19 protein-coding genes are annotated in these 23,310 nt (G+C 44.7%); 3 read left to right on the top strand and 16 right to left on the bottom strand.

What is annotated here, in order from left to right:
• Positions 1–5: 5 nt before the first annotated feature.
• From EQM06_RS00860 to EQM06_RS00840, 5 genes are all read right to left on the bottom strand, one after another.
• Positions 6–836, bottom strand: coding sequence for an energy-coupling factor transporter transmembrane component T family protein (locus EQM06_RS00860; protein WP_128744541.1), 831 nt, complete (start codon positions 834–836; stop codon positions 6–8).
• The gene (locus EQM06_RS00855; protein ID WP_230974987.1) at positions 829–2,526 is read right to left on the bottom strand and encodes an ABC transporter ATP-binding protein; all 1,698 of its coding nucleotides are present in this window, start codon (positions 2,524–2,526) and stop codon (positions 829–831) included. The genes EQM06_RS00860 and EQM06_RS00855 overlap by 8 nt, the downstream gene beginning before the upstream one ends.
• Positions 2,527–2,530: 4 nt before the next feature.
• Entirely contained in the window at positions 2,531–3,190 is a 660-nt protein-coding gene (locus EQM06_RS00850) for an ECF-type riboflavin transporter substrate-binding protein (RefSeq protein WP_164914296.1), read from the bottom strand.
• A 182-nt stretch (positions 3,191–3,372) separates the two neighbouring features.
• Positions 3,373–4,317 (bottom strand): AEC family transporter, encoded by a 945-nt coding sequence (locus EQM06_RS00845; RefSeq protein WP_128744539.1) that lies wholly within the window; start codon positions 4,315–4,317, stop codon positions 3,373–3,375.
• A 90-nt stretch (positions 4,318–4,407) separates the two neighbouring features.
• A complete protein-coding gene (locus EQM06_RS00840) occupies positions 4,408–5,922 on the bottom strand; it encodes a DUF1846 domain-containing protein (protein ID WP_128744538.1) in 1,515 nt (504 codons plus the stop codon).
• Between the two features lie 164 nt (positions 5,923–6,086).
• Between EQM06_RS00840 and EQM06_RS00835 the strand changes: the two genes are divergently transcribed.
• A complete protein-coding gene (locus EQM06_RS00835; protein ID WP_128744537.1) occupies positions 6,087–8,789 on the top strand; it encodes a calcium-translocating P-type ATPase, PMCA-type in 2,703 nt (900 codons plus the stop codon).
• A gap of 30 nt (positions 8,790–8,819) precedes the next feature.
• Here EQM06_RS00835 and EQM06_RS00830 read toward each other — a convergent pair whose 3' ends face one another.
• The 5 genes from EQM06_RS00830 to EQM06_RS00810 all read right to left on the bottom strand — a co-directional run bounded on the left by EQM06_RS00830 (position 8,820) and on the right by EQM06_RS00810 (position 14,637).
• Positions 8,820–10,274 (bottom strand): S41 family peptidase, encoded by a 1,455-nt coding sequence (locus tag EQM06_RS00830; protein WP_164914295.1) that lies wholly within the window; start codon positions 10,272–10,274, stop codon positions 8,820–8,822.
• Between the two features lie 67 nt (positions 10,275–10,341).
• On the bottom strand, positions 10,342–10,770 hold the full coding sequence (locus EQM06_RS00825) for a DUF1934 domain-containing protein (RefSeq protein WP_128744535.1): 429 nt from the start codon (positions 10,768–10,770) through the stop codon (positions 10,342–10,344).
• Positions 10,739–11,794 carry a D-alanine--D-alanine ligase family protein gene (locus tag EQM06_RS00820; RefSeq protein ID WP_330548348.1) on the bottom strand — a complete coding sequence of 352 codons (1,056 nt, stop codon included), beginning with the start codon at positions 11,792–11,794 and terminating at the stop codon, positions 10,739–10,741. Before EQM06_RS00820 ends, EQM06_RS00825 begins: the two co-directional genes overlap by 32 nt.
• 11 nt (positions 11,795–11,805) lie before the next feature.
• Positions 11,806–12,720: an Hsp33 family molecular chaperone HslO gene (hslO, locus tag EQM06_RS00815; RefSeq protein WP_128744533.1), complete on the bottom strand. Its 915-nt coding sequence runs from the start codon at positions 12,718–12,720 to the stop codon at positions 11,806–11,808.
• A gap of 30 nt (positions 12,721–12,750) precedes the next feature.
• Positions 12,751–14,637, bottom strand: coding sequence for a phospho-sugar mutase (locus EQM06_RS00810; protein ID WP_128744532.1), 1,887 nt, complete (start codon positions 14,635–14,637; stop codon positions 12,751–12,753).
• 200 nt (positions 14,638–14,837) lie between these two features.
• Between EQM06_RS00810 and EQM06_RS00805 the strand changes: the two genes are divergently transcribed.
• Positions 14,838–16,106 carry a S1C family serine protease gene (locus EQM06_RS00805; protein WP_128744531.1) on the top strand — a complete coding sequence of 423 codons (1,269 nt, stop codon included), beginning with the start codon at positions 14,838–14,840 and terminating at the stop codon, positions 16,104–16,106.
• Between the two features lie 117 nt (positions 16,107–16,223).
• Here the strand turns inward: EQM06_RS00805 and EQM06_RS12955 are convergent, their stop codons facing one another.
• From EQM06_RS12955 to EQM06_RS00790, 4 genes are all read right to left on the bottom strand, one after another.
• A complete protein-coding gene (locus tag EQM06_RS12955; RefSeq protein ID WP_205666568.1) occupies positions 16,224–16,904 on the bottom strand; it encodes a hypothetical protein in 681 nt (226 codons plus the stop codon).
• 304 nt (positions 16,905–17,208) lie between these two features.
• Positions 17,209–17,460, bottom strand: a complete 252-nt coding sequence (locus EQM06_RS12950; RefSeq protein ID WP_205666567.1) for a hypothetical protein — start codon at positions 17,458–17,460, stop codon at positions 17,209–17,211.
• A 148-nt stretch (positions 17,461–17,608) separates the two neighbouring features.
• Complete coding sequence (locus tag EQM06_RS00795) at positions 17,609–18,382, bottom strand: stage II sporulation protein R (RefSeq protein ID WP_128744530.1); 774 nt, start codon at positions 18,380–18,382, stop codon at positions 17,609–17,611.
• A 73-nt stretch (positions 18,383–18,455) separates the two neighbouring features.
• Complete coding sequence (locus tag EQM06_RS00790) at positions 18,456–20,693, bottom strand: DUF3794 and LysM peptidoglycan-binding domain-containing protein (RefSeq protein ID WP_164914293.1); 2,238 nt, start codon at positions 20,691–20,693, stop codon at positions 18,456–18,458.
• A gap of 228 nt (positions 20,694–20,921) precedes the next feature.
• Between EQM06_RS00790 and EQM06_RS00785 the strand changes: the two genes are divergently transcribed.
• Positions 20,922–21,506, top strand: coding sequence for a chemotaxis protein CheC (locus EQM06_RS00785; protein ID WP_164914292.1), 585 nt, complete (start codon positions 20,922–20,924; stop codon positions 21,504–21,506).
• Between the two features lie 112 nt (positions 21,507–21,618).
• Here the strand turns inward: EQM06_RS00785 and EQM06_RS00780 are convergent, their stop codons facing one another.
• Positions 21,619–22,278, bottom strand: coding sequence for a GntR family transcriptional regulator (locus EQM06_RS00780; RefSeq protein ID WP_128744527.1), 660 nt, complete (start codon positions 22,276–22,278; stop codon positions 21,619–21,621).
• Between the two features lie 17 nt (positions 22,279–22,295).
• Positions 22,296–23,267 (bottom strand): 4-(cytidine 5'-diphospho)-2-C-methyl-D-erythritol kinase, encoded by a 972-nt coding sequence (gene ispE / locus EQM06_RS00775; protein WP_128744526.1) that lies wholly within the window; start codon positions 23,265–23,267, stop codon positions 22,296–22,298.
• Positions 23,268–23,310 lie beyond the last annotated feature (43 nt).

The raw sequence follows: 23,310 nt of genomic DNA, 5'->3' as shown, positions 1-23,310 counted from the left end.
AGCCCTCAAAACGGATACCAGAACCCCGCATAGTGGCTTGATTTTATCAGGATGCCCGCCAGCAGAGCCGCAACAGACAAGGCGGCAAAGACGAAATCAAGAGAGGATAAAGGTTCCCGGTGATACCAGGTTCTTTTCTTGCTTTTCCCAAAGCCTCTCAAATCCATGGCGTTGGATACGGCCTCAATCCGGCTGAGGGAAGACATCAACAGCGGTACCATGACGCTTCCGTAATTCTTAAGCCGTACAAATATACTGGCATCACCCTTTTTAAACGCCACTCCCCTTGCCTCCTGTGCATTTACAATGTGATCGACCTCAGCTTTGACATCCGGCATATAACGAAGGGCGATGCTTACCGCATAAGCCACTTTATATGAAACACCGAGCCGATTAATACTCCCCGCAAAGCTGCTGGGATGGGTGGTAAAAATAAACAAGATGGTGACGGGCAAAATCGAAATATATTTTAGCGTCAGCGTCAGACAATAAAATATGGTTTCATAGGTTACCCGATATACTCCGAACAGCGTGAACAGAACCGTATACGTCCCCGTGAGCTTGGAGCCGTATGCCGGCGTAACTGCCACCAGAAAAGCCGAGTTAAAAAGGGTGAAAACAATAATAAATGCAAAAAACGGCCAAATTGCCCTCCACGGCAGATTAGAAGCCTTCAGCATGAGAAGCCCCAGAAACAAAATCCCTGCAAATATGCGAATATCCATAAAGGCAAACACAAAGAAGGTCCAGCCGATCAACATTAACAGCTTTATACTTCCATCCATTCGGTGAAATACAGAATCCCTTTCAATATATAAGGAACCACTTTTAGTCATGTATGCCACCTCCTGTAACCCTGCGGGTAAAATAAGCGATAAATCCGCTTAAATCCGATACACCATAGAGCCTGCCCATGCTCTCAATGGACGTGTGCTTCAAATTGGCACGCTCCACTAAGGAACTGTCCGACAGCACTTTATCCATGGTATCCTGAGCAATGACCGTACCGCCGGATAGAACCACCGCCCTGTCCGCATATTCTAAGGCCAGATGCATGTCGTGGGTGATCAGAATGATTGCTGTTCCACTCTCCCTGATTCTTGACAGATAGTTCATAAATTCACGGTAGCTGGTGTAATCCTGACCGGCTGTAGGCTCGTCCAAAATAATCACCTTCGGCCCCATCGCCAAAATGGAAGCAATGGTCAGCCTTTTTTTCTGTCCGTAACTGAGAGCTGACGCCGGCCAGTTCCTGAAAGCGTAAAGGCCACAGGTCTTCAGCGCATTTTCTGCTCTTGTTTTTACTTCCTCTGCCGGTATTCCAAAGTTTCTCGGTCCAAAGGCTACCTCATCAAAAATAATATTTTTCGTAATCATGTGATTGGGATTCTGCATGACAAAACCAATGGCAGACGCACGTTTCCCCGCCGACCACTTGTCAATACATTCTCCCATGTAATACATGGATCCCTCCTGATATTTGGCAATCCCGGAAATGGTTTTCAGCAGAGTGGATTTGCCTGCCCCGTTGTTTCCTACAATGGCAAGCATTTCACCCTTTTTTACATCAAAAGTTATATCTTTAATGGTATAGGGATCTTCTTTGTAATAGGTATAGCAAATCCCTTTCAATTCCAGTAGTTTTTCCTGAGACCCTGCTTTCTTTTCAAACGTATCCGACAAGTATTTGCTCATTACCAGTTCTTTAAACTTTATGGTATTCTCCAAATCGGATATGTTGTCCTCCGGTTTCAGTTCTGCACCGCACAAGTTTAACATTTCCACATACAGCGGCTGCCTTAACCCCATCTGCGGCAGCTGGCCCCCCGCGAGGATCTCATCCGGCGTTCCGTCAAAGACAATCCGCCCCCCTTCGATGACGATGACCCGATCGAAGTGATGCTCAAGCACCTCCTCGATGCGGTGCTCTATAACAAGAATCGTTTTTCCTTCTTTTTGAAGCCGGTCGATGGTTTCCATGGCTTTTTGCCCGCTGGCGGGATCCAGATTTGCAAGAGGTTCATCAAACAGCAGGATAGGAGCTTTCATAGCCAAAATTCCTGCAATAGCTACCTTTTGTTTCTGCCCTCCGGAAAGGTTCTGCGGTGTAATATCTTTCTGCTCCAGCATATCCACCTGCTCCAGTGCTTCATCCACCAGCTTCCGCATCTGCTCCGTAGGGATGCAGTCGTTTTCAAAGCCAAAGGCCACATCCTCCCCGGCAGATAGACCCACGAACTGACAGTCCTGGTCTTGCAGGATGGTTCCCACATGACCGCCCATCTCAAACAGGGAATGCTCTGAAGGAATCGCTCCATCCACAAGAATTTCACCCGACAGCTCTCCCTTGTAATTAAACGGAATCAGTCCATTCATACAATGCGCTATGGTAGACTTTCCGCTTCCGCTCTTCCCGGTGATCAGGACCTTTTCGCCCTGCCGGATTTCAAAGCTTATGTCTGTCAAGGTATATTCGTTCAAATTACTATATTTAAATGAAAAGTTCTTAAAAGAAATCATGCTCATGCTGTCAGTCTTCCTTTACCAGTCCCTTGCTCTTGGATCTGCTCTTTGCGATCAGACCGATTGCCGGAATTCCTATAACAAATATAACAACAAGATTGGAAATATTGGCAAGTGTGACCTGAATAAACAACTTTTCCGCAGGCTCTCCGTACAGATACACGTCTCCGAAATACGCCATCAGGCTTCCGGCAGCCATACCTACCGCCGACCATATGTACATGCTCAGCATATGAACCTTAGTGCAAACGCCGTTCAGCGGATCAAACCTTCTGTCCAGACGAACGAACCCGCCGAAGAAGCCCAGCATAGCTGACATGAATACCCAGCTCCACCATACGTTTCCTCCCAAAAAGGCATCGTTCAGCGCATGTCCGATAAATCCAACGAGAAAACCCGCTGTAGGGCCAAAGAATGCTCCAAAAATAGGCAGCAGTATAATGGCTAGACGAAACGTCGTGTTCGGACCGATGGGAATGGAAAGAGCCGAAAGTGCCGCATAAAGAGCCGCACCAATTCCGATTGCCACAACCGTCTTGGTACTCATAGGCTTTCCAAACTTTTTACCAAAGAACAATACAACGGCACAAAGCACCACTGCAATTACCACTGCAACGATGCCCTGCGTGGTTGCGATCGAACTAAAAAATCCTTTAATTCCTTTCATATTCATTCCTCCTAAAAGCTGTTATTCTCTCCAAACCCAAACCCAGACCTGAACCGGATATCTCCCCCTGATTTTTCCAATATAATTTGACATAAGTATACCATTAGTGTCCTTGAAGTTCCAGCCTTTTTCGCTTCCCTCCGACTCTTTTCCGCAGCGTTCTGCTCCCCTACTGAATTCTTCTAAATAAATACGCTCACGAGCTGCACAGCCAGCGGCACGGTCGCTGCCGACAATACAGTGCTTAAAAACAGAATCTCACTGCCAAGTCGCGCATCCTGCTGCTCCTGTTCGGCCAGCATCGGCACGGTCGCCGCTGTAGGAAAACAGGCTCCCAGTACACAGGTCATCTTAATCAGATTGCTGACCGGCAGAAACACGACCAGACCATAGGTCAGAAGCGGCAGCCCAATTAATTTCATCAGACTGCATTCCACGATCTGCTTATTTTTGATGATCCCTATAAAGTCGCTTTTTGCCAAAGAGGTTCCAATATAAATCATGGCCATGGGCGTAGACACATTTCCGATATACAGAAAATAATCCTTCAAGGGTACTGGGAGTTTGACGCCTGTGCCGCACAGGATCAATCCAGCCGTAAGAGCCAGAATATTTGGGTTCATGATCAATTCCGCCGCTGCTTTAAAAAGCCTTCTTCCCGTAATCGGCGGTTTACCTGTTTGATTCCTTTTCATCATGCAAATGCCTAACGTAAAAAAGTACAGATTCAAAGCCGCATTGTGGGCCAGCATGAACAAAAGTCCCATATCTCCGAAAAATAGCAGGGCTACAGGAAAGCCCATGAAGCCATCATTGGGACTGGCCATGGCAAATTCTGCTACGTTGGCATTTTCCCTCGGAAATTTCCGTATCCTGCCATATACGTAAGAGGCTCCGTAGCCAATATAGAACAGCAAGGTAGAGAGTACCAACGTCAAAATAAAATTGAGAAAGGTCTCTTGATTCATTTCCAGTGCACTGATCTTTTCTACGATCAGGCAGGGATAAGCGAAATAGACGATAAAACGGTTTATGGCATGGGTAGAATGACTGTCAAAGATATTCTTTTTTGCCAGAATATATCCGGTTATCATTAAAGCGAATAAAACTAAAAAACGCCCATACATACGGTCTGTTTCCTCCTTTCTGAGGCTGTCACGGTAAAAGGCTGTCTCAACGGACAGCCTTCTTATGCTTTTCTTTTAATATATCAGATTTTAGCCAAAATACAAGTTCGTTGTTACATATTCCGGATCGCAAGTCACATCAAGACCCAAAGAATTTAATAGCTGTTCGTCCTTATCACTTAAAATGGCTGTACAGTGCGCCTTGCACCCCTTCAGCAGAAGCAGCTTTTCCGCAGCAATCTCAGCCGGCGGGTTGGTCGTAGCTGAAATCGTCAAAGCACTTAAAATCTCTTCGCAGTTCAAGCTGGATCGATCCTGATTCAAGATGTCTTTTCTGAGGTGCTGGATCGCTTCCAGTGCAGTATGGGAAATGAGCGGCATATCATCCGCAATACCCGCCAGATATTTGATGGCGTTCAGCACAGCAGCGGCCGCCGCAACCATTCTTCGGGAGCTTCTGCCGGTTATGAACTTACCGTCCGACATCTCGATAGCCATGACCACCACATTTTCATACCTTGGATCACAATTCCTCTTGCCTTCGGCATAGTCTCTGGCAGGCTGAACCACGGCTCTGTCCAGTGGCTTAAGACCCAGGTCGTCCATTAAAAGCTTACATCTTTCCAATGCGCCCCCGTCGATCTTCCCCTTCTTATAGTTACATTCGGCAATAAAATACCGACGGATGATCTCTTGTCTGGCGGCCTCTTTACAGACCTCGTCATCGATGATCCCAAAACCGGCCCGGTTTACGCCCATATCCGTAGGGGACTGATATTCGGACTCTTCTCCGGTTATCTTCTCAATGATTCGTTTCACCACTGGGAAAACCTCCAGATCTCTGTTGTAGTTTACGGCTTTTTCTCCGTATGCTTCCAGATGGAAGGAATCGATCATATTAACGTCCTTCAGATCTGCCGTGGCTGCTTCATATGCCACATTGACAGGATGCTTTAAAGGCAGATTCCAAATGGGAAAGGTTTCAAATTTAGCATATCGGACTTTTGCTCCGCGCCTGTTGTCGTGATAGAGCTGAGAAAGACAGGTCGCAAGCTTTCCGCTTCCGCCGCCCGGACCTGTGACCACCACCAGAGGCTTTGTCACCTCGATATATGGGTTTGCTCCGTATCCCTCTTCACTCACGATAACCTCTACATCCGTGGGATAGCCTTTCGTAAATTTGTGTTTATAAGTTCGGATTCCTCTGCGGTTCAATTTGTTAATAAACATATCTACCGCCGGCTGTTCTTCATATCGGGTCACGACTACACTGTTAATGGACAGATCATATTTTCTGAATGTATCAATTAAACGGAGGACTTCTAAATCATATGTAATACCAAAGTCCTGACGTGTTTTATTCGTTGTAATATCACCCGCATAAATACAGATGATGATTTCTGCATGGTCTTTCATTTTTTCCAATAATTTTACTTTTGCATTTTCGTCAAATCCGGGCAGAACTCTCATGGCATGCTTGTCGTGAACCAGCTTGCCGCCAAATTCCAGATACAGCCGTTCACACTTCTCCGCATTAATTCTTTCCAAAATGTGCTGTGACTGTTCCTCAATATATTTCTCTGCACTAAACCCTACTTTATTCATGGTCCTCACCTCTTCCTAAGCTTCTTTTTTTAAACAACAGCCACTATTATACCATGCACCATTGTAATTTAAAAGTAATAATCTATTGTTTTTTTGGAGGGATTTCATGCTGTAGTACTATTTCACAGCTTGTCTGAATACTCTTAATCTGGAGGTGAATTTATATGTTGTTAAACTCAGGCAATGTAACATTGGATTCTCTTGTGGGACTAACGGAAGAAGAAACCGCCTTATCCAGAGACAAGCATGGAAGCAATCAATTAGGCCAGCGGAAGAAAAATCAATTTATGAAACAGTTTATCCAGAATTTTAATGATCCCATCATTAAAATTCTGTTAATAGCCTTAGCCGTTAATGTGGTTCTGCTCTTACATAACTTTAATTGGTATGAGTCGGCGGGAATTGCTATCGCCATTTTCCTGGCTACCTTCGTATCCACTTTATCTGAATATGGAAGTGAATCCGCTTTTGAAAAACTGCAAGAAGAAGCGGATGCGACTTTTTGCAGAGTAAAACGAGCTGCCGGACTGCTGGAATTGCCGGTGAATGATGTGGTGACCGGCGATTATGTCCTGCTGCAGGCCGGTGAAAAAATTCCGGCTGACGGATTGATCCTATCTGGAGAGCTGTACGTGGATCAGTCTGCTCTGAACGGAGAAGCTAAAGAAGTGCTGAAAATTCCGCAGGGAAGCAGCTCATCCGCTTCAAATCAATCCGCCGTAGATTTCATGCAGCCAAACAAGCTTTTCAGGGGCAGCGTCGTCTGCTCCGGAGAAGGTATCATGCAGATTACAAGTGTAGGTCTGCATACCTTTTACGGCCATATCGCCCATGAAGTGCAGGATGAGACTAGAGACAGCCCGCTTAAACACCGACTGAAAAATCTGGCGGAGCTGATCAGTACCTTCGGATATGCGGCGGCGGCAGTGGTGGCTATAGCAGATCTGTTCAATTCCCTAATTCTGGATCAGGGATATAATATGAGCAGAACTCTGGAAGTCATTCAGACGCCTTCTGCCATCGTTCCCGCTCTTCTTCATGCGCTGACGCTGGCTATTACAGTAATCGTAGTAGCCGTGCCGGAAGGGCTTCCCATGATGATTACGGTAGTCTTATCCTCTAACATGAAAAAAATGTTAAAGGACAACGTTTTAGTCCGAAAATTAGTAGGAATTGAAACCTCCGGCAGCTTAAATATCCTGTTTTCAGACAAGACCGGAACCATTACCAAGGGCAAGCTTCAAGTCGTTTCTTTTATCAGCGGAAAGAATACCGAATACAATCCGTCACAAATTGTAAACAAAAGAGAACTTTACAGTCTGCTGGAGCTTTCCTCTGTTTATAATACAACAGCGGCTCTCTCCTTAAAAAAGGGTCACAAAACTGTCATTGGCGGGAACTCCACAGAACGTGCCTTACTGGAATTCAGCATGGAGCATTCCGTCATCGACCCGAGAAATATCAAGGTGCTCTCAAAGCTTCCTTTCAACAGCACCAACAAATATTCTGCTGTTACTATAGCAAATAAGGGGGTTCCCCTTACCCTTATAAAAGGCGCACCGGAAAAAATTCTGCCCAAATGCACCAAATATTATGATGAATACGGCCATACGCAGCATTCCGTCAATCTATCCGCCTTAAATCAGACCCTAAGCCAGTTATCCTCTAAGGCGATCCGTCTGCTGGCGGTTGCTGCAAGCGATTCTCCGGAAAACAGCGGGGATGGATTCCACGATCTGACGTTAATCGGTATCTTTGGCATACGGGATGAAATCCGGCCGGAGGCAGTCAGTGCCATCCGTCAGGTGACCAAAGCCGGCATACAGGTAGTCATGATAACCGGGGATAATAAAGATACGGCTTCCGCCATAGCCAGAGAAGCACATCTGATTCGGGAAGGGGAGCCCTCGGCAGTGATGACGAGCAGCGAGCTATCCCTTATGAGCGATGATATGCTTAAACGTGCTCTGCCGCAGCTGCGAGTTGTGGCCCGTGCTCTGCCCTCGGACAAAAGCCGCCTAATCAAGGTTTCTCAGGAAATGGGACTGGTTGCCGGGATGACGGGAGACGGAGTAAATGACGCACCTGCTTTAAAAAAAGCAGATGTAGGTTTTTCCATGGGAAGCGGTACGGAAATCGCAAAAGAAGCCAGTGATATTGTGATTCTGGACGATAACTTTCAGTCCATTGCCAAAGCGATTTTATATGGGCGGACTATTTTTAAAAGTATCCGAAAGTTTATTGTTTTTCAGCTTACGGTAAACTTATGTGCGGTCATTGTGTCTATCGTAGGGCCTTTCCTCGGAGTCGACACACCGGTCACTGTGATTCAGATGCTTTGGATCAACATGGTTATGGATACGCTGGCGGGACTGGCCTTTTCCGGGGAAATTCCTCTGGAGGAATACATGAAAGAACCGCCGAAGCGGAGAGATGAGGTCATCATTAACAAATATATGTGGAATCAAATTCTTTTTACGGGAACCTATACGTCTGTTTTATGCCTGTTGTTTTTAAAGCTTCCCGTATTTCACCGATTGTTCCGCGGATATGAAGGAATGAGCTATTTTATGACGGCTTTTTTCAGCCTGTTCATCTTTGCCAGTATATTCAACAGCTTTAACGCCCGCACTTACAGGCTGAATCTGCTGGCCCATTTAAAGGGAAATAAAGCATTCATTGCCATTATTTCTCTGATCTGTGTGGTTCAGCTCCTGCTGATTTACTTTGGCGGCTCTGTTTTCCGTACCGCCGGTCTAACTTTTTGGGAATTACAGATGGTGCTTTTACTGGCCTTCTCCGTAGTTCCTGTAGACATGATTCGAAAGGTTATTATCCGGATGAACGGAAGAAAAGGATACCTTTAACATGTGAAGGTATCCTTTCCGCCTATTTCTTTATTTCTTTAACAATTCAACAGCTTTTGCCAACTGCATATCATCGCCCTTTTTCGTATTTCCGTAAGCCAGACCGTATGCACCGATTTCCAGCTTGCTCTTCGTAGAGTTATCAATGACCGGATAGGCAAACAAGCCTTCATCCTTCTGGAACTTCTTTACAGCCGCAGCGGTATCTTCGTCCATCGTCCCGGTGATCTTGCCGGTATAATAGCCAAGCAGAGCCAATCTTTGCTGAGCCCCATAAACATTCAGTCCGGTATCGCCCAAGGTTGGTTTGTCTTTTTCACTCATAGGGGCAAAGGTAATATATTTTGCTTTTGCCTCTTCACTTCCTATGGCGCCGTTTCTGACCACATAATCCGGCGTAATGCCTACATGATCTATATCCTTTTTATTTGGTGTCACAAAATAAAACACGGAGACCTTGGCTTTATCCCCGGCAGATAAGGTAACCATCTGCTGTGCAACACCCTTTCCAAAAGTAGTGGTGCCCACAAGCGTGGCCGCTTTGTTATCCTGCAGGGCACCGGCTAAAAGCTCAGAGGCACTGGCACTTTCTTCATTTACCAGAAGCACGGTCGGCATCTTAGGACCTGCAATTCCGGTGGCTTTTTCACTTTCAATAACCTTTCCTTTATTTACAAAGTGCGAAATATACCCGCTGGGAATGATCTCATTGGCGATCTCCATGGCTCCGTTTATGTATCCACCTGGATTATTGCGCACATCAAGGATTAAAGCTTCTGCGCCTTTATTCACCAGAGCCGCTTTAGCCATTCTAAATTCAGTGGCTACGTCTGCATCGAACCCGGAGATCAGCATGTACCCGATTTTATCCTCCAGCATTTCATAAGAAACACATGCTGTGGTCACAATCTCTCTGGTAATGGAAATTTCCTTCTGCTGTCCTGCCCTTTCTACGGTCAATACGACCTTGGTTCCCGTTTCGCCTCTCATAAGAAGCACCAGCTGATCCAGGCTTAGGGCGGTGGTGTCTTTTCCGTCTATTTTAATAATCCTGTCACCGACCTCAACGCCTGCTTTGATAGCCGGACCCGCCGCATTTACCGAAATCACCTGGTGTTTTCCGTCCACATCCTGCATGGTAACCCCAATGCCCGCATATTCACCGGATACAGCTTCTTCAAATTTTTCACTGTCCGCATCTGTTGTATAGAATACGCTGTACGGATCCCCCAGTGCTTCGGTAGCACCTTTCATAGCCGCATCCATCAGTTTGTCGTAATCTACGCTGTCTTTATAATATTTGTTCAGAAATTCCATGTAATTCTGCATTTCCACTAAACGATCCATTAAGTATTCCGTAGAAGCCGTATCTTCTTTTTCCGTATCTGCGAATGCGGAGGGCAGAAATACAACAAAAGAAAATGATGTGATAATCATCGCCAGTGCAATGACAAAGGCGATTACTTTTACAATTTTTTTATCCATAGTGTCCCCTTTAATTCCCTTTAACCTTCTATCCGGTGCTTTCGCACTGCTGACAGATTTCATTGTATTAAATAATTTGTATATTCAACTTGCTTCTGCCTTCCGACAGACCCTTCAAACTGACGTGATAGTCGATATCAATCGAACCTTTCCCCTCCGGTGTAAGATTATTGACCAGATCATTGGTCAGGACTTCCATTTCAATAGCTCCAAAAGGCGTATCATAAAATCCCTCATACCGCCTGCCCTTCTGAAATTCAATCACCGTATCCAGCCCGACACTGTCTCCAAAACGCTTCATTTTAATCGTATCGCCTTTCAGCTTCAAGCTGGTCTTGCATCCGGGCATTCCGGATACTTCACTCTCTTCATATATTAAATAGGTTGTCTGATCCTTTTTATAGATTTTGCCCTCTGTAACAAACTCGATCTGATCTTCATTGTCCGAATCTATTGAGACCTGCCTACCTACTATTTTTAGCATGATATCTTTCATAACCAAAATCCACAATCCTTTCAATCAATTGGGAATACGGAACGCCAGCTTCTTCCCACAGTTTAGAGAACATGCTGAATTTCGTAAATCCCGGTATGGTATTTATCTCATTTATATAAACCCTGCCCGTCTTTTTCTCCAAGAAGAAGTCCACTCTGGAAAATCCTGCACAGTCCAGTGCCATATAGGCTCTTACGGCAATATCCCGCACTTCTTCTTTTATTTTCTCCGGTATATCTGCCGGCACACAGACCTTGGACTGGCCTCCGTCAAAATATTTAGCTCTGTAATCGTAAAATTCTGAGGACGGTAATATCTCGCCCACTGCGGCGGCCTCCGGATGATGATTCCCGATCACGCCGGTTTCAAGCTCTCTGCAATCCAGCCCTTCTTCGATCACAATTCTTCGGTCGTATTTGGCCGCTTCAATCAGTGCCTTGCACAAGCCGTCCCGATCCTTTGCCTTAGTGATTCCCACACTGGAACCCATATTGGCCGGTTTTACAAACATAGGATAAGGCACTTTTGCTTCAATTTTTTCTGCTTCCTTTTTCAGCCGCTTTTCGTCTGCTTTACCCTTATCTAATGTGAAATCCTCCGCATAGGAAAGGGCATGCTTACAGATCGGCAGACCCGCCTTTGCAAAGATATCCTTCGCCACAGCCTTATCCATCGCCACTGCCGACGCTAAAACACCGCAGCCCGCATACGGAATATCCAACATTTCAAACATTCCCTGAATGGTTCCATCCTCACCGTACGGTCCGTGCAGGATGGGCAACACAAAATCCACCAGCTCCTTCAAGCGGCCCGGGTTAAATTCTGTGGCTGTTTTCTCCCATTGCCCGCTTTCAATTTCCGCAGCGGTTCCTTCAAAGTGCTTCCATCTGCCTTCCTTGGTAATACCAAAAAAAAACGGTTTGAACTTCGTTTTATCCAGCGCGTTTATGACAGATGCGGCCGACATAAGCGATATCTCATGCTCACCGGATCTGCCGCCAAAAATGACGCCTAATTTAATCATTATTATGCCCCCTACATCCTTGAAAGTATTTCTTCCAAGTGTTTCTTGTCAAAAAAATATTTTTTCTCACAGAATTGACAGACCAGTTCTGCCTGACCATCCTCTTCAAGGATTTCGGTCAAATCTTTTCTGCCAATAGTCATCAGCGCCTGTTCCAGACGCTCTTCACTGCAATCGCAGTTCCATTTGATTTCTCTGAATTCTAACGTCTCAGGCCTATATTTCTCCGGCATATCTTTAAAAATATATGCCATCAAAGCTTCTAACAGGCCTTCTTCCGTTTTCCCCGCAGCTTGTAACAGGACTTCTTCAATCAAAGTGGTCAGCGGTTTCATTTTATCCAGCATTTCCTCCAGCGCATCTACAGCTTCCTCTTCAAATCCGGGCAGCATCTGGATGATCATTCCTCCCGAACAGAGTACGGATAAATCTCTTGCGACTTTTACTCCCAAGGCAACAGAAGAATTCTGCTGTTCTGAAATAAAAAAGTACGCCGTCAGATCATCTGCAATTTCACCGGAAACAAGAGCAATACTGCCCATATACGGTTCTTTTAATCCCAGATCCTTGATGACCTTTAAATCTCCGACTCCCAGAGATCCGCCAACGTCCAGCTTTCCGGCTTCCGTAAGAGGAAGGTCTACATCGGGATTTGCGATATATCCTTTTACGTTACCCGCAGCATCCGCTGTGGCCAGAATCTGTCTCGCAGGACCGTCTCCGGTAAAGCTCAAGGTCAGTTTATCTCTCTGCCCTTTAAGCATAAGACCCATCAGGCCTGCTCCCGTCAGAACACGACCCAGCCCCGCAGTTGCCAGAGGCGTCGTATTGTGAATTTTTCTTGCCTCTTCTACCATGTCTGTGCTAATGGTCAGATAGACTCTATACATTTTACTTTTATCTATAGCAATTAATGCTTTTCCCATTTATAAAATTTCTCCTTTTAAACATATCGTTTATTTACGATGAACTATCTTTGTTAATTCTTCTGTCAGATCGACGATAACCTTTTCAGATTCTTGAGCTGTATTGCCCTTTGCCGATAAATAGATTTTAATTTTAGGCTCCGTTCCGGAAGGTCTCACCGTAAAGGAGCTTCCTCCTTCCAGCACCACTTCTATTACGTCTGACTTGGGAAGATTGATACAGACCGAACCGGACGGCTGTCCGTCTTCATTCAGAAAATACCGTTCCTGCTTCTGATAGTCTGCTACTTCCAGAATCGGTCTGCCGATCAACCGGCTTGGCAGTTCTTCTCTGAATCTCTGCATGAGCTGATTCATGATTTCCATGCCCTTTGAGCCTTCAAAAGTAAAATCGATCAGATGATTCTTAAAGTATCCGTATTCTTGATACAGTTCCTCCAGCCGATCAGCAAGCGTCAGTCCTTTTTCTTTGTAATACGCCGCCATTTCGCAGATGAGCATGGAACCGTTCACCGCATCCTTATCTCTTACATAGGTTCCCGACAGATACCCATAGCTTTCTTCAAATCCAAACAGGAACTCCGCTTCTCTGTTCTCATTTTCCAGAAATGCAATTTGTTCTCCGATAAACTTAAAGCCGGTCAGCGTCAAAATCATCCGAACTCCATGCTTCGCCGCAATAGCAGCCGTCATCCGAGTGGATACAATGGTGGTTATCACACACGGATTCTTTTTTAATCCGGTTTCTGCCTTCTTTTTAATCAAAAAATCGAATAGAAGGACACCCACCTCGTTGCCGGATAGAAGCCGGTAGACCGGCCGGCTCTCCTTCGCCTTACCATTTCTGCCTTCTTCTCCCCTGCCGCTGCTTTCGCAAACAGCAAGACCCACTCTGTCACAGTCCGGATCCGTCGCCAGAAGAATATCCGGAATATCTGCGGTCTGCCCGGAAGCGGCGGCTTCTCGGGCAAGCCTGCCGCAAAGTTCAAGCCCCAGTTCAAGAGCTTCTCTTTTTTCAGGATTGGGATAGGGGCAGGTGGGGAAATGGCCGTCCGGCAGTTCCTGTTCCTTCACCACAGCAATTTTTGTGACGCCGATCCGCTCCAAAATAGCCCGTACCGGTTTGTTCCCTGTGCCGTTCAGCGGGGTATACACTACGGACAGCCTGCTTAAAGCCTTTCTTTCTTCCTCAGAAGATAAGGTGCTCTCAGCCTGCACCGCATCCAAATAGTTTTTGACCGTTTCATCCCCCAGCATATTCAGTATACCATCTCCGCCACTATATTTAACATCTGTAAAAATATCCAGCCGTTCTATATATCTGAAAATTTTCTCCGCAGCGGTCAAGGTGACCTGACATCCGGAATCGTCGTAAACCTTATATCCGTTATATTTAGCCGGGTTATGACTGGCCGTGATCATAATGCCCATAGAACAGTCCATCTGCCTTACAGCAAAAGAAAGAGCCGGTGTGGGCATCAATTCCTCATATAAATATACATCGATATCGTTGGCAGTCAATACCTGCGCAGCTATTTTAGCAAAAACCTCAGAATAAATGCGGCTGTCATAGGAAATGGCAACGGAAGTCCCTGCCTGATTCTTTTTCTGCCTTAGCGGAGAATCCATCCGGTACTCCCCTGCTCGAATATAATCTGCTATTCCCTGAGTCGCCTTCGCCACCGTGTATATATTTAATCGGTTCGTACCCGCTCCTAAAATTCCTCTCAACCCGCCGGTGCCAAACTCTATATCTTTATAGAACCGCTCATAGATTTCCTCTCCGGCATTTTCCAGAGCCGCACATTCTTCCAGATCTTGAAGTAATTGCCGGTTTATATTTTTGATCTCTTCATTACTATTATGTAAATGAATCTGTTCTGTTAAAAATTCTTTCCAGATCTCATATGTTTTCATTCTGCAATCTCCCGTGTACCCGTGAATATTCGCCTGTAAAGGTCATTCTATACTATTAACAATATATTTTACCACATAAACATCTTTTTTTCACAAAAAAATCACAATACCGAGTTAATATATCAATATACATTAATTATTGTACCAATCAGGAACCTGAGTACAATAAAAATTTAATATATTAGGAGGGGATTTGTAATATGGATCATTTTAAGAACTATTATCCGGGGGAAAATCAACAGGAACCGATACAAGATGTAAACTTCGTCATCGTGGACGAACCATCATCTTCGTCTGATTCGAATGCAAATCACGGGTCAAGACCGAAACACAGGTTTCACTTTAAATCTACTAAGGGAAGTATCGCACTCCTGGTTGTCTTATGTCTCCTTGCTTCGACCATTTTCGGATTCGGCGGCGCCATGTTCGCCAACCATATGATCACCGGAAGTGACAGCTTCGGCAAACGTTCCGAAGCAGACGGCAAGTTAAGTATATCCAATACCGGGACTACCATAGAGCAGTCCACGGACGGAAATTTGACCATCAAAGAGATTGCGGCTCTGAATGCCAACTCTGTGGTGGAAATAAAGACCGAAGCTATGGTAACAGATTCCTGGATGCAGCAATATGTTACGGAGGGTGCCGGAAGCGGAGTGGTCATTTCTGCTGACGGGTACATCGTAACCAACAACCACGTGATTGAGAATTCCAATAAAATTACCGTTACCTTAAAAAGCGGCAAATCGTATTCGGCAAAATTAATCGGCCGGGATGATGAAACGGACATTGCCGTTTTAAAAATTGATGCCTCAGGGCTTACTCCGGTGGTCTATGGGGACAGCAGCGCACTGGAGGTCGGCGATTTATCTGTCGTAATCGGAAATCCTCTGGGAAGTCTGGGCGGAACCGTTACTGCCGGAATCGTAAGTGCTCTGGATCGCTCCATTACCATTGACGGCAAGAGCATGACGCTGCTTCAAACAGATGCTTCCATTAATCCGGGCAATTCCGGCGGCGGCATGTTCAATCAGAATGGAGAGCTGGTGGGAATCATTGTTGCCAAATCCTCCGGTTCCGATGTCGAGGGGCTGGGCTTTGCCATTCCGGTCAACAAAGTGAAAAAAATCGCTCAGGAGCTGGCGGATTACGGATATGTACGAGGAAGAATCGATACCGGCATGACCTTCGTAGATCTAACTTCCATGCGGAACGCCGTTTATTACGGGGTGACCAGCCTGGGGATCTACGTCAAGAGCGTGGACAGCGATTTTGCCAAGGCAGCCGGTTTTAAGAGCGGTGATATGATCTATTATGTAGGCGATAAAAAAATCAATTCCGCATCGGATCTGACCAGTGCCTTTGACGGATATAAGGTGGGGGACAAGGTGCAGATTACAGTGGTCCGCAACAATGATAATGAAATGAAAAAGCTGAATCTGACGCTGGGAGAAAAGACCAGCAATTAGTCCGGAGAAAATTCAATCACTCTACACGGTGTGATTTTCTCATATACAAAGAGGGTGTGTCCTGATTTTATTCCATCAGGACGCACCCTCCTTTTGCTTTTCGATTAAATTTTAATTTTATGACAGGATTACTCTTAATAACTTTTTCCACGTTCGCTGGGTCAAGAGGAATTGATTGTAATGCCTCTTAACATTTTTAGCGTACCTTTCAAATTCGGTCATCATCGTAAAAAAACGATCGTCGTGAAAATGCGCTGCCATTTTAGGCAAGGTCTCAGCCAGTGCACTTTTCAGGAAGTGCATTCTTTGTTCATATTCTTCCGGATCCGTAATGTAGACCAGAAGCGGCTTATACCGTACCCATCCGATGCAAGCATTTAAAAATCTTGTATTGATAGTCGAGGAGTTTGCTGTTATTTCTGAAAGATGGATTGGTAGCACGCCTTCCAGCAAATATTGATAAATGGAAAAGCCGTCATGAAAGGTATAGCACGGAATTCTGCGGACGACTCGATCTTGCAGCATAGTAGATAAAAATGTATCCTCTCCTCTGGCTCCCGGAGGGTTGAAAAATGGAAGTGACTTATCCGGCTTATTCAGATTGATGCACAGATTCGCTCCTGAAATAAATTTACATCCCCCTATCAGAGGTACATCCGATGCGTCGTTTTGGGTCAGCACATCAGTCGAAGCGTATGTAACGCCGCCGGACTCCATGAGATTTTTAATATTGGGCCAGCTTATAATGTCGTTGCTGATGGCTTCAATAAATAATCTAAAATCCTGTTCGCTCAGCATATCGTTGAATTTTACCTGCGGAATCGGAGAAATATATCCGCAATGGAATCCATTCGTATAATCCGCATTTTCAATTTCTTTTATATGAGAGAGAAAAACCTGCTGGCCGCTCCAAAGGCAATATTGTGGTTATTCGTCACAGCCAGGGGGTATTCATCGTCATCCAGGAATAGCAGGGCGTTCATTTGATTCTCAATGGCCGCATACAATACGGCATTTCTCTTTCCGGCATATCCTGCCCCAAAAACACTTGTTAATTCGGCCTGAGTAAATTCTCCGCTCCGCCGAAGCTTCTCAACACTTCTTAATGCGTTTTTGCTCCGACAAAAGTAATGCTGTCAAAAGTGTCCACAATTTCCTGACTCAGATTCGTATAATCGGTAGACTTCGTGTGATGATATTCCACGTCATATGCGACAAAGAGATGCAGGCTAAGCTTTACATCTTTCTGAAGGCTGGCTTTTGAAGCGTTCCAAGTATTGATGTAAGTCGCCAGAACTTTTCTGAAGTTTCTCCTGCCGGTAGTAAAACCAATTCCCATACGAATTTCTTTCATTTACACGCCTTCTTTCCTTTTCCTGTTTTTTGTATTACTTTCTTATTCCACTTGACTGGGTATTACATATATACTATCAAATGCTTATACCCCTGTCAAATCGGCAGGGGTTGCAAAACAAGAAGCAGATTGGCGCCAGAAAAAATTTTTAATGATTTTCCAACAATTCCAGTGTTTTAAATTTAAGCTTAATCGCGGTCTGCGTTGAAAGCTTTTCTTTATTGGACTCCCGCAGTTTCAACAAATCTTCTGTCATGCCTACGGCCGCATAGGTGGTCGTCTCAAAGGTTTTCAGCTGATTGGGATCATCCGATCCATCGATCAGGCATAGCGGCGGGAATAATACGCACCACCAATTATTTCCTTCCCCATTTCCAATGGTAATGTTCAACGCTTCATAATTCCCTGCCGGAAAAGTCATGTCTCCATAAGTCTTTTCGGGAATCCATCGTACTCCCAGTTCGGCATTAACCTTATAATCATAGCCATTTTCTTTTATTATCTTTTCTGCGACCTTTTCGATTAAATCTAAGTGGGATAATAAATAGGCCCTCGATTCTTCCGCATCCAATGAAACCTGTGCGGTCGTCCTGCTGTCCACTACGGCCATGGTTTCTTTCGCGGGCTCTTCTTCCCCTTTGTTTCCGGTCTCCTCCTGGCTCTGCGGGGCTGCTTCCACGGAATCATACTTTTCCATGGTCTCTTTTATCAGCTTTTGATTGACCGCCTCAAGCACTCCGTCCCGTACCTTCAATTTCAGCTGTTGGTCTTCCGGCGAATTGCTGTTCGCCACCACGTGAAAACGGATAATTCCGGAATGAACATCGCCCTTCTTATCGTTTTGGGTATACCACCCTGTATATAAAATCATGCATATTAAAATAAATAACATGGCCTGCATCTGCCGTTTATCAAATCTCATAAAAAAACCTCCTGTAAGGTTACTTCCTTATTTGGGAGTATTGCCAACAGAAGGCTTTTTATTCATGATTCTATTATTTTACGATTAAAAGCTTCAGACCTGGCTGCAAGGTCTGGTCTGCAGCCAATTCATTGATCTCTGTTATCATTTCCATGGTGGTCCTGTATTTTTTGGCAATATTCCAAAGTGTGTCTCCATTCTTTGTAATATATACCACCATTCCCGGTTTCCTGCCTGCTTCATCCTTAGCCTCTACAAAGCAAACATTTTGAATGACCTCATATTTATCCTGACCATATACGGAGGAGGAAATAAATAGGTTGGCGTTGACTTCAATTTGTTTTGCGTTAATTCGGTCAAACCACAATTCTTTGATGGCAATCTCGCTGTTTGCTTTCGTATCGCCCCGTCCCATTGGAATTTCCATGGCTCCCCTGAAAGGAACTTCCTTATTCAATCTGAACGCTGCCTTCTTTTCATCCTCCGGAAGACACAGCAAGGTAATATCAATGGTTCCTTCCACAATGTTTTTATTCTGCTCCAAAAAGCTTTTACTGTTTTTAATATTCCCGTATATGTAAATAACTCTCTTCACTTCGCCATATTTTTCAGGCACATTGATAATTTCTCTTACGGCGGCCTCTGTCACACCGCTGCCGCCTAGGGACATGGCTTCCAGTTCTACTTTGTCACAGATAACATCCTTCGACCTATGGTAGATATCCGTCACGATCTCCCGCTCCAGATTTTTGTAAATTTCAATGGTGGTTTCCACATTTCCTTCCAGCGCAAAAGCGTTTTCGGAGGATTCTTCCGGATCCGGCTCTTTAATATGCACCGTCAAGTCGTTGTAGTTAAAATCAATCTTGCTTCCCTCTGCCGGATTTGCAATCGGTATAAACTGTGTAAATTCAGTTTTCCCTTGGAACAGCTGAGGCGAAAGCTTCGGTGCTCCGCTCTCTTCTAGGCTCATGGCTTCTACATCATTGGTGTTTCCCAGATAGAGCACGTTGCAATAAATGGTTGCATTTACTACCGCCTTATCCTCTGTAATCTGTTTATGATTCTCTACGATGTCCACATCATATTTTAAGATCCGTTCAGGCTTTGGCTGAGAATCTTTTAAAGCCAGTGTTTCATTGATTTCCATTACATCTGATTTTCGTTCGGATACATGGGTCATTTGGATCTTTTCTTTTAAAAGCTGTAACTTTTCACCCTTTATGCCCTGAAATACCTGCATTTCAACGTTGGCATATTCACGCATGGCCAGCCTCACGGTCAGCTTTGCCCTGAATTTTCGTTCATTTATTACGGTATAATCAATACTTTCAATAGTCGGCTTGATGACCAGCCTGGACTGAGGTTCTGCGGATACATTCCATTCGGTCTTAAACGGCAGTCTGGATTGAATGCTGATGATATGGTGTTCTCCGATATAGTTCTCCGGAATATATAAGGTGTGCAGTTCAATCTCTCCAGTTACCTTTACGGAATCCTGACTAAGCTGCCCCACACGGATTTCCGAATCAGCCAGACTTGCTTTGCCGGTCATGGAAAGAATAGAAGCTAAGTCTTCTTTTGTATCCGGCACTAAAATATCTTCCTCTATATATACTTTGGTTTCCGGTTTTTCCCGGATATCGGTCATTTTTAATTCATTGGTCACCAGTGCTCCCGCTGTAGGAACAATCACTGCAGCTTCACTGTTCGGCGCCGCTGCCTGCGGAGCAGCCATGGCGGGCTTTGCCGGTTCGGTGGGTTCGATCGGTTCGGCTTTCGTTTCCAATTCTTTTTCGAGCTCCAGGTCATATTCAGGTCTGCTGATGACCTGAATTGTTTCCGGTTCCGGTTCTGGCTCCGGCTCTGCTGCCACTTCGGTTATCTCTTCCGGTCCTTCAACGTTTGCGGCCTCTGCTGTCTCAGTGCTTTCAGCTTCTGCTTGGGAGTTTTCAAGGTTTACCGTTTCTGCTTCCTCATACAGCATATCCGGCTTCGCTTCTGGCTTTTCCTCATAAGCCGTGTCTGCTTTCTCTATTTCTATCGGTTCCGGTCTTTGCTCTCCCATAATCATTTCTTCCGGTATCTCTATTTTTTCTGACTTTCTTCCGATGTCCTCTACCCCTGAGAAGGAAGGAAAAACATAATCCCGAACAGTATGGTGCTGTAAATCCGGATCCGGTTCTTCTGTCTGCTCCTGACTGTGCAAATTTAATAGTCGGTCATATGGTGACGGATCAAACTCCTCTGTTTCCTCCGATTCCTTGGCTGGCTGAAGTGCAAAATCAGGTATATTCTTATCATAGGTCATGATATTATCCCCCTTATACGTTAGATTTGGAACTTTAATTCTGCGGCATTGTCCGCCTTGCATACATTAAACACAATACATTTTATTCCGCGTCCTTTGTTTGTATTACTACTTGTTTCATATAAATATAATCCGAATGAAACGAATTGAATAATGGGGGCATTTGTGATAATCTTAAAAGGTAAATTTCTTCAATTTATATGCAGTTTAAGATGCAAGGAGATTAATATGGATGTAACAAAAAAAGAGATAGATGCAATAGGTGAGCTTTTCAATATTGGCATTGGTTCTTCCGCTACTGCCTTATCCACTATACTGAGCAGAAAGGTTGGTATTTCTATTCCAACGGTAGAAATCGTAACTTCCAGAGAGTTGGATATCACCTATCTGGAACCTGCTTATGGTATCAGCGTTGATTATGTTAAGGGGTTGAAGGGTACGAATTCCTTGCTTCTAAAGCGTGAAGATATTTTAAAGATGGTCTGTCAGATGACCTGTATGGAGATCACGGAGATAGACGAGATTTCAAAAAGTGCAATCTGTGAACTGATGAATCAAATGATGGGTTCTTCCTCCACCGCCCTGGCAAAATTCTTAAATAAAGAAATTGATATTTCTACACCAAAGCTTGAAGAAGTTCAAGATACAAATTCCTATAAAGACTTTATGTACGGAAAGTATGAATCGGTTATGACAGTAACGTTCACACTGGAAATAGAAGATTTTTTAACCACTAATTTTGTAACGGTCATGAGCGATGATATTTGTCAGGCCATATTGAATGAAATGAGGAAAATGCATCCGCTTACCTGAACGTAGCTTTTTATGATATTCCGTCAATATCGCAAGCGGTATTTCCTACGTAATAAAAAAGGCCTGTTTTTAAAGGGAACTTTCCTCTAAAAACAAGCTTTTTTGTGAGTGCTTACACAACACCCTCCGTCCTTACTAATTCTTTTAATTTTTTAATATGGGTATCGGCGGCCTCTTTCGCAGCCTCTGCATTCCCCTGTGCAATGGCATCTATAATGACCTGATGCTCGTGAGGCATGTTCTCGGCTCTTTTGAAATCATCATAATAAAGGTATCGGAATCTCAGTGCCATTTCCTGCAGCGGCTCAATAAGCTGCAGCAGCGTTTTATTATTGCTGGCTTCCACAATTAATTTATGAAACTTGGAATCGTAATAGATCATATCAGCCGTATTCCCATCCTCAACGGCCTTATTATAGGCTTCCTCTGCCTGCTCAATATTCTTCAGCTGCTCAGGTTTCATCCGCTCTGCTGCAATATAGGCGGCAAGGCCTTCCATGTTCTGCCGTACCTCCAGAATCTCAACCATATCCTCAGTAGAAATCTGAGAAGCATAGGCTCCTCTGCGCGGCTCTATGGTTACAAGTCCTTCTTTCTCCAGCTTTCGGATGGCTTCCCGAATAGGGGTACGACTTACGCCCATATCTTCGGCCAGCTCCACTTCCATCATTCGCGTACCGGGAACAATTTTTCCCGTCAAAATTTGCAGTTTTAATTCTTCATAGACGATCTCTCTAAGGGGCCTATGATTCTGAATATCAAAATTTAACATCTTTCACCTCATCTTTATTATTTTACTAATGTCCTAGTAACATACGTTTCTTCGTTCATCTCACACAGGAGCTTATAATCCCCATCAGGTTCTGAGCCGTCAAAATATATGGCAAATACAGTGGGGCCGCTTCCGCTCATCAGGACTTTGGCAGCACTGCCCTGCCGAATAATCTTGTCTTTTGTATACATAATGATAGGATACCTCTTTGCACTGAATAATTCAAGTACATTTAACATGTTCTCCGCTATTTTTTCGCAATTTTTTGAATTTAATCCATCTATGAGTTCTTCTGTCCTCAAATGACGCTGAACCTTTCCGGCAGCCTCTCCATTTGCAGGCTTTCCGAGTCCCAGCTCTGCATCTATTCCTTTATAAACCTCGGCTGTTGAAATTCCTATAGGCGGTTTGCTGAGCAGCACTTCACAGCAAAGCGGCGTGACAGGGGTAAGCTTTTCCCCGATTCCCTCCGCAAGGGCGCAGGTGCATGCCAACGAATCCTCACTTATTTTGGAACCAAGCTGAACATTTCCTTTCGCCTGACCCATGATGCAAAAAGGCACATCTGCTCCCAATTTAAGTCCTGTCTCACAAAGCTCTCTCACCGACAGCCCGGTATCCCAAAGATAATTTAAAGCATGCAGCACTGCTGCTGCATTTCCGCTTCCTCCGGCCAGGCCTGCTGCCACCGGTATGTTTTTCTCTATATGGATTTCTATTTTTCCCGTTTTATGTAAACTGCTGCACATTATCTCGGCAGCCTTATACGCAAGATTTTCACGATTCAACGGAATACTGCTCTTGTTTGCCGTTAAAAGAATGGTTTCCTGGTCCTGTTCCCTGGTTTCTGTCCATTTGACGGTCACCAGATCATGAAGCTCAAGCTGCTGCATGATCATTTCCACTTGATGGTATCCATTGGGAAGAACCCCCAGGACATCTAATGACAAGTTTATCTTTGCATAAGATTTTATCGTGATTTCTTTCATCCGCAGTACCTTTCCGAAATTTGGTCTCTCCGTAAACAAAACA

It is taken from the genome of Aminipila luticellarii (genome assembly GCF_004103735.1).
GTDB lineage: Bacteria > Bacillota > Clostridia > Peptostreptococcales > Anaerovoracaceae > Aminipila > Aminipila luticellarii.
Note: the sequence above shows the minus strand (reverse complement) of the source record. Positions and strands in the feature narration are given on the sequence as shown.